This window comes from Amycolatopsis sp. NPDC051106, assembly GCF_040682775.1.
Classification (GTDB): domain Bacteria; phylum Actinomycetota; class Actinomycetes; order Mycobacteriales; family Pseudonocardiaceae; genus Amycolatopsis.
Map to the genome: position 1 here is coordinate 1 of NZ_JBFBBQ010000174.1, position 7,599 is coordinate 7,599.

The 7,599-nt window shown below is 71.1% G+C and carries 7 protein-coding genes; 5 read left to right on the forward strand and 2 right to left on the reverse strand.

Annotation, left to right across the window (positions count from 1 at the left end; all coding sequences use genetic code 11):
• The 3 genes from mltG to AB0M83_RS47910 all read left to right on the forward strand — a co-directional run.
• The coding region (gene mltG / locus AB0M83_RS47900) for an endolytic transglycosylase MltG (protein WP_364529301.1) at positions 1-1,895 on the forward strand (1,895 nt) is incomplete at its 5' end.
• A complete protein-coding gene (locus AB0M83_RS47905) occupies positions 1,885-2,739 on the forward strand; it encodes a shikimate dehydrogenase (RefSeq protein WP_364529303.1) in 855 nt (284 codons plus the stop codon). The genes mltG and AB0M83_RS47905, both read left to right, overlap by 11 nt.
• Positions 2,740-2,799: 60 nt before the next feature.
• Positions 2,800-4,071, forward strand: a complete 1,272-nt coding sequence (locus AB0M83_RS47910) for a GrpB family protein (RefSeq protein ID WP_364529306.1) — start codon at positions 2,800-2,802, stop codon at positions 4,069-4,071.
• Here the strand turns inward: AB0M83_RS47910 and AB0M83_RS47915 are convergent.
• Positions 4,043-4,702 (reverse strand): TetR family transcriptional regulator, encoded by a 660-nt coding sequence (locus AB0M83_RS47915; protein ID WP_364529309.1) that lies wholly within the window; start codon positions 4,700-4,702, stop codon positions 4,043-4,045. The genes AB0M83_RS47910 and AB0M83_RS47915 overlap by 29 nt on opposite strands.
• 25 nt (positions 4,703-4,727) lie before the next feature.
• Positions 4,728-5,144: a hypothetical protein gene (locus tag AB0M83_RS47920; RefSeq protein WP_364529312.1), complete on the reverse strand. Its 417-nt coding sequence runs from the start codon at positions 5,142-5,144 to the stop codon at positions 4,728-4,730.
• A gap of 151 nt (positions 5,145-5,295) precedes the next feature.
• Here AB0M83_RS47920 and AB0M83_RS47925 point away from each other — a divergent pair, with 151 nt between their 5' ends.
• Both AB0M83_RS47925 and AB0M83_RS47930 read left to right on the forward strand, forming a co-directional pair.
• Positions 5,296-6,489, forward strand: coding sequence for an endonuclease/exonuclease/phosphatase family protein (locus AB0M83_RS47925; protein WP_364529315.1), 1,194 nt, complete (start codon positions 5,296-5,298; stop codon positions 6,487-6,489).
• Positions 6,490-6,493: 4 nt separating this feature from the next.
• On the forward strand, positions 6,494-7,426 hold the full coding sequence (locus AB0M83_RS47930; protein ID WP_364529318.1) for a D-2-hydroxyacid dehydrogenase family protein: 933 nt from the start codon (positions 6,494-6,496) through the stop codon (positions 7,424-7,426).
• Positions 7,427-7,599 lie beyond the last annotated feature (173 nt).

Sequence of the window (7,599 nt, forward strand, 5' to 3'; positions counted from 1 at the left end):
CCGAACCGCGGCGCCGCCGGGCGGCCCCGGTTCCCGCTCCCGAGGCCGAGGCCCCGCGCCGCCGCCGTCCCGCGCCGGAACCCGAAGCCCCCCGTCGCCGGCCGACCCCCGAAGAGCTGGCCGAGGCCGAAGCCGCACGTCGCCACCAGGCGATGCTCGACCTGGAAGAGGCCGCCGAAGCGCAGGCCGCCCGGCTCCGCGGCGTGCCGGAGGAGGGCCAGGCCCCGCGCCGCCTCCGGGCCGCCTCGGACGAGGTGGCCGACCTCGCGCGCTTCCGGGCCGAAGGTGCCGAGCCGGCGTCCGGCCGGCGTCGTGCCGCTCCCGACCCGGCCGAAGCCGCCGAGCCGCGGCGACGCCGCGCGGTACCCGATCCCGAGGAAGCCGGCGACGCGCGCCGGCGTCGTGTGCCGCTCGATCCCGACGCCGGGTCCGACCTCCGCCGGGGCGCACCGGAACCCCCGCGGCGGCCCGTCCAGCCGGGTGACCGCTCTGTCGGCGTGCCCGAACCCGGCGTGGAGCCGCCTCGGCGCCGTCGTCCGCCGCCTCCGCCCGTGCGCGAGGAACCGGTCACCGAAATCATCCCCGCGCAGGCCCCGGCACCCCCGGCAGATCCGGCGCACGACGAGCCCGAGGAGTTCTTCGCCGAGGAAGACGAGTACGCGGAGTACGACGAGTACGCCGACGACTACGAGGACTACGACGAGGACTACGACGAGGACTACGACGAGGCCGAGGGCGAAGAGGACTACGAGGACGAGCCGAAGAAGCCGCGCAAGAAGAAGGGCAAGCGCGCCCTCGGCTGGGTCGCCGCGCTGGTGGTGATCGTGCTGCTCGCGGGCGGCGCCTACTACGGCTTCAACAAGATCTTCGGCTACGAAGACTTCGAAGGCTCCGGCGACCGGGACGTGCTGTTCCAGGTCGACGACGGCGACTCGACGTCGGCGATCGGCGCGAAGCTCGCCACGGCGGGCGTCGTCGCCAGCGGCAAGGCGTTCGTCAAGGCCGGCGAGGACAACCCCAAGCTGTCGCGGATCCAGCACGGCTTCTACGTGATGAAGTCGCACATGTCCGGGGCCGCGGCGGTCGACCGGATCCTGGCGGCCGGCTCGCGGGTCGGGCAGCTGGAGATCCGGCCCTACACCCAGTTCGACGACATCAAGCAGCCCGACGGCAAGGTCACGCCCGGCGTCTACAGCTTGATGGCGAAGGCGTCGTGCGCGCAGATCGACGGCAAGAGCACCTGCGTGAGCGCCGACGACCTGCGCAAGGTGGTCGACGGTGCCGACCTCAAGACGCTCGGCGTGCCGGAGTGGGCGGTCGAGCCCGCGAACAAGGCCGACCGCAAGGACCGCCGGCTCGAAGGCCTGATCGCGCCGGGTCTCTACGACGTCCGCCCCGGGGCGAGCGCGCAGGAGATCATCGGGCAGCTGGTGCGCACCTCGGCCGAGGCGATCCAGAACGCCGGCCTGAGCCCGCAGTCGACCGGTCCGGAGATGACGCCGTACCAGACGCTGATCATCGCCTCGATCATCGAACGCGAGGCGGTGAAGGCCGACTTCGGCAAGCTCTCGCGGGTGATCTACAACCGGCTCGCGATCAACATGCGGCTGCAGATGGACTCCACGGTCAACTACGTCCTGGACCGCCCGACCCTGGCGACCAACGACGACGACCGGAACAAGGCGGGGGCGTACAACACCTACAAGAACACGGGCCTGACCCCGACCCCGATTTCGGTGCCCAGCGCCGACGCCATCCAGGCGGCGGTGCACCCGGCGGCCGGGGAGTGGTACTACTTCGTCAAGTGCGAGAAGAACGGCTTGTCCTGCTTCGGGGTCACGTTCGACGACCACAAGAAGAACGTCGAGAAGGCCAAGGCGAACGGTGCCTTCTGAGCCCCGGCGGGCCGCGGTCCTGGGCAAGCCGGTGGCGCACTCGCTGTCCCCGGTGCTGCACGGCGCCGCGTTCGCCGCGCTCGGCCTGACCGGCTGGACGTACGAGCGGATCGAGACGAGCGCCGAGGAACTCCCCGGCCTGGTCGCCGGCCTCGACCCGGAGTGGGCCGGGCTGTCGGTCACCATGCCGGGCAAGCGCGCGGCACTGGACCACGCGGACGAGGTGACGCCGCGCGCGGCCGCGGTCGGCGCGGCCAACACCCTGGTCCGCACCGCGAAGGGCTGGCTCGCGGACTGCACCGACGTCGACGGCGTCACCGGCGCGCTGCGGGCGGCGGGCGGCTACGAGCCGGCGCCCGGGGACACCGGTGTCGTGCTCGGCGCGGGCGGCACGGCGGCCGCGGCGGTCGTGGGGCTCGCGGCGCTGGGCGTGCGGCAGGTGCGCCTGGTCGTGCGGGATCCCGCACGGGCCGGTGAAACCCTCGACGCGGCGAAGCGGGCTTCGCTCGACGTCGACGTCCTCCGCTGGGCCGAGGCGGACTTCGCGGCGCTGGGGTCCGCGGCGGTGCTGGTGAACACCGTGCCGCCGGACGCCGTTCTCCCGCACGTGGCCGACCTCGCGGCGATCGCGCACGTCCTCGACGTCATCTACCACCCGTGGCCGACGCCGCTCGCCGAAGCCGTCGCGGCTCGTGGCGGCCGGCTCGCCACCGGGCTGGACATGCTGCTGCACCAGGCGTTCGGGCAGGCCGAGCACTTCACCGGCCGCCCGGCCCCGCGAGCGGCGATGCGTGACGCCCTGCGCGAAGCCACCGGCAACCTGCTGCCGCTCCCCATTTCCTGAACAACCGCTTGCCCGGGTTGATATTCTGGCCGACTGCCTTGAAGAAGGGGGTCTACCGGAATGACCAGCCAAGAAGCGCTGAGCGAGGACGAGATCGAGTCGGGCTGGGTCGGCGGTGAAGCGCCGAAGCTCAACTCGACGGTCACCCTCGTCGATTACGACCCGGAGTGGCCGAAGCTCTTCGAGCGAGAAGCCGAACGGATCCGGGGTGCGCTGGGGGAGCGGGTGCTCGTCCTCGAGCACGTCGGGTCGACGTCGGTGCCGGGCCTGTGCGCCAAGCCCTGCGTCGACATCCTCCTCGAAGTGCCGGACTCCGACGACGAGGACGCGTACCTCCCGGCCTTGGAGGCCGCGGGCTACCGGCTCGTGATCCGCGAGCCGGACTGGGAGAAGCACCGCTGCTTCAAGGGCCCGGATACGAACATCAACCTGCATGTGTACTCGCCGGGCAACGGCCAGACGCCGCGCTACCGGCTCTTCCGCGACCGGCTGCGGTCGCACCCGGAGGAGCTGGCGCTCTACGCGGCGAAGAAGCGCGAGCTGGGTGCGCGGGAGTGGAAGTACATCCAGCAGTACGCCGACGCCAAGACGGAGGTGGTCGAGGAGATCCTCGCCCGCGCGCGGGCGGAGCAGTACGACGGCTACAGCGAGGCCTACGCCGAGCACGCGGAGAAGTCCGTCACCAACGCCCTCTACGACCGGCCGGCGATCGTGGACCTGGCCGGCGACGTCGAAGGCCTGAGCGTGCTGGACGTCGGCTGCGCGGCCGGGCACCTCAGCGCGCTGCTGGCCGAGCGCGGCGCCGGGGTGCTGGGCATCGACTCGAGCGCGGGCATGGTCTCCGTGGCGCGCGAGAGGTTCGGCGACGTCGCCCGCTTCGAGCAGGCCGACGTCTCCCGCCCGCTCGAGCTGCCGGACGCCTCGATCGACGTCATCACGGCGTCGCTCGTCCTGCACTACCTGGCGGACTGGGGGCCGACGCTGGCGGAGTTCCGCCGGGTGCTGAAGCCGGGCGGGGCGCTGGTGTTCTCGGTGCACCACCCGGGCGAGGACTGGCACTGGTTCGACAAGGACGACTACTTCCAGCTCGAACTGCTGGAAGACGACTTCGGCCTCGACGGGAAACCGCACCCGGTCCGATTCTACCGGCGCCCGCTGAGCTGGACGTTCGGCGCGGTCCGCGAAGCCGGCTTCACCGTCGACCGGCTGGTCGAGCCGATGCCGGTGCCGGAGGCGGCCGAGGCCGACCCGAAGTGGGCGGCGAACCTGCGGACCAAGCCCCGCTTCCTCTACTTCCGGGCCGTCAGTCCTTCTTGGCCAAGTCCCGGATGAGGTCGACGATCTCCCGGCTGACCGGGCGGAACACCCGCAGCCGGGAGAGCGCGGCCAGCCGGGCGAGCAGCGGGACGCTGCGCTCCACCAGCATCCGGCTGCGCTTCTGCCCGGCCGAGCGGTCGTGGACCCAGAACAGCACCACGCCCATCTGGTAGAGCCAGAGCAGCTCGGGCAGCTGGTCGCGCAGCTCCGGGTCGAGCTTGACGTCGGAGCCGTCGACGACCTCACGCATGAGGCCGATCGAGGCTTCGCGGGCGGCCGAGGAGTCGTCGCTGAACGGGCTCAGCGGCGACTCCGGGTCGGCCGCGTTCACGAAGAACTGCGTCCCGAAGCGCTGGTAGGGCTCGGCGATGTCCAGCCAGCACAGCAGCACGGCCTGCAGCCGGGCGGCGAAGGCGGTCTCGCCGTCGATCCGGGCGCGGGCCGCGTCGAGGTGCTGTCTCGCGATCTCGTCGTAGAAGCCCTGGATCAGCTGTTCCTTCGACGAGAAGTAGTAGTAGGCGTTCCCGACGGAGACTCCCGCTCCGGCGGCGATCGCGCGCATCGTCGTGCGGTCGTAGCCGTTCTCGGTGAACAGCCGCATGGCGGTCGTGACGATCAGGGACCGCGTTTCCTCGCTCTTGGCCACGTGCGGCACGTTAGCGCCGGACCCGTCAGGGCGCGGGGAAGGGCGGGACCTGCGGCATGCCGTAGGGCAGGGCCGCCGGACGCGGTGCCTCCTTCGGGGCCAGGTGGTGGCGGCGGATGGCGTTGAAGACCAGCACGTTGGTCAGGTGCATCCCGCCGAGGATCAACGCCACGGTGCCGACCTTCACCGAGAGCAGCTCGAACACCTCCCGCGCGCTGGGCACCTGGGCGTGACTGGTCAGGAAGAGCGTCACGAAACCGAGGCTGACCAGGTAGAAGCCGACGACCAGCAGCTGGTTGACGGCGTTGGCCAGGCCGGGGCTGTCGGCGAAGACCTCGGTGAGGAAGGTGCGGCCGTGGCGGCTCAGCGTCCGGGCCACGAGCACGGTCAAGGGAATGCTGATCAGCAGGTAGAGAGCGTAGGCGACGACTATCCGGTCCATGGTTCCTCCTCGTTTTGAACGTGTTCAAGAGGGACGGTAGCCCTGTTTTTGAACGCGTTCAAGAGAGTGGGGTCACGTCGGTCGTTCACCTGGTGCTCACCCGGACGGCCGGTTTCCGGCATAGGGTGACCGCCGACTGGGAGGTTTCACCGTGAAACGCTTCGCCGCCGGCCTGTCCGTGGCCGCGCTCGTCGTCCTGTTCGTGCCCGCCACCGCTTCCGCGGGCCTCGGGCAGAACGTCCGCTTCGCCACCTTCAACGCGTCGCTGAACCGGGCCGCCGCCGGGCAACTGGTGACCGACCTCTCGACGCCGGGCAACGCCCAGGCGCAGGAGGTCGCCGAGGTCGTCCAGCGCAACCGCGCCGACGTCCAGCTGATCAACGAGTTCGACTACGTGCCGGGCAACCGGGCCGCGGACCTGTTCCGGAAGAACTACCTGGCGGTGGGCCAGCACGGCGCGAAGCCGATCGACTACCCGTACGCCTACACCGCGCCGGTCAACACGGGCGTCCCGACGGGCTTCGACCTCGACCGCGACGGCACGAGCGGCCTCGGCAACGACGCCCAGGGCTTCGGCACGTTCGAGGGCCAGTACGGGCTGCTCGTGCTGTCGAAGTACCCGATCGACCTGGCGCACGTGCGGACGTTCCAGCACTTCCTGTGGAAGGACATGCCCGGCGCGCTGCTCCCGGATGACCCGGCCACGCCGGCGCCGCACGACTGGTACAGCCCCGCGGAGCTGGCCGTGCTGCGGCTGTCGTCGAAGTCGCACTGGGACCTGCCGCTGAAGATCGGCCGCTCGACGGTGCACTTCCTGGTCTCGCACCCGACACCGCCGAGCTTCGACGGCCCGGAGGACCGCAACGGCACCCGCAACAACGACGAGATCCGCTTCTGGGCCGACTACGTGACGCCGGGCAAGGGCGGTTACGTCTACGACGACCGCGGCCACCGGGGCGGCCTGGGTGCGTCGGAGCGGTTCGTGGTGGCGGGCGACAACAACTCGGACCCACTGGACGGCGACAGCGTGCCGGGCGCGATCGAGCAGCTGCTGGACGCACGCCGGGTGCTCGAGACGCACCCGGGCAGCCGCGGCGCGGTGCTGGCGGCCCAGGCCCAGGGCGGGGCGAACGCGGGCCAGAAGAGCGACCCGTTCTTCGACACGGGCGACTTCAACGACGTCGCGCCGGGCAACCTGCGGACGGACTACGTGCTGCCGTCGAAGGGTCTGCTGCCGTGGCACGCGGAGGTGTTCTGGCCGGTGCCGTCGGACGAGCTGTCCCAGCTGAACGACGCCTCCGACCACCACCTGGTCCGCGTGGACGTGTTCGTGCCACTACGGTGAAGTCATGCGGATCGCGATTCTCGACGACTACCAGGACGTCGCCCTGACCTTCGGTGACTGGGACTCGCTCAAGGCCGACACGACGGTCTTCACCGAGCCCCTCACCGACGTCGTCAAGCAGCTCCAGGGCTTCGAAGTGATCGTCGCGATGCGCGAACGCACCCGCTTCCCGGCCGAGGTGCTCGACCAGCTGCCCGACCTGACGCTGCTGGTCAGCACCGGTCCGCGCAACGCCGCCATCGACGTCCCCGCCGCGAAGCGCAACGGCGTCGTCGTCTCCAGGACCGGCTACCTCGGCGAGCCGACCGCCGAGCACACCTGGGCGCTGATCCTCGCCGCGTCGCGGAACCTGCCGCAGGAGTTCCGGAACATGCGCGAAGGCGGCTGGCAGACGACCGTCGGGACCATGCTGCACGGCAAGACGCTCGGCCTGCTCGGCCTCGGCCGGCTCGGGGCGGGCGCGGCGAAGATCGGGCAGGCCTTCGGCATGGAAACCATTGCCTGGAGCCAGAACCTGACGCCGGAGAAGGCCGACCCGCACGGCGTCACAGCGGTGTCCAAAGAGGAGTTGTTCGCCCGCTCGGACGTGCTCTCGATCCACCTAGTGCTCAGCGCCCGCACCCGCGGCCTGGTCGGCGCGGCCGAGCTCGCCGCGATGAAGCCGTCCGCGTTGCTGGTGAACACCTCGCGTGGCCCGATCGTCGACGAGGACGCGCTCGTGGACGCGTTGCGGCGCAAGGAGATCCGGGCGGCCGCACTGGACGTCTACGACGTCGAGCCGTTTCCCGCCGACCATCCACTGAGGACGATGGACAACGCGGTTCTCACGCCGCACCTCGGGTTCGTCGCCCGCGAGACCTACGAGATCTTCTACGGCGACGCCGTCGAGGACATCGCGGCGTTCCAGGCCGGGAGCCCGATCCGGCTGATGGAGTAGAGCGTGCGGCCCGCCGGGGCCCGAGGTCCCCGCACCGGCCCGGCGGCGGGCCCGCACGAGAACCATGACACCACCCGGAAAGCGCGCCCGGCAGGGTCAATGAAGATCCGCGTCGAGCGTGACGGGCTCGCCGACGCCGTCGCGTGGGTGGCGAGAAGCCTCCCCTCCCGGCC

What these genes read in the sequence shown, in the direction of transcription:
- AB0M83_RS47910 (WP_364529306.1), top strand. Translation starts at nt 2,800, where the DNA reads ATGACCAGCCAAGAAGCGCTGAGCGAGGACGAGATCGAGTCGGGCTGG.
- AB0M83_RS47920 (WP_364529312.1), bottom strand. Translation starts at nt 5,144, where the DNA reads ATGGACCGGATAGTCGTCGCCTACGCTCTCTACCTGCTGATCAGCATT.
- AB0M83_RS47930 (WP_364529318.1), top strand. Translation starts at nt 6,494, where the DNA reads ATGCGGATCGCGATTCTCGACGACTACCAGGACGTCGCCCTGACCTTC.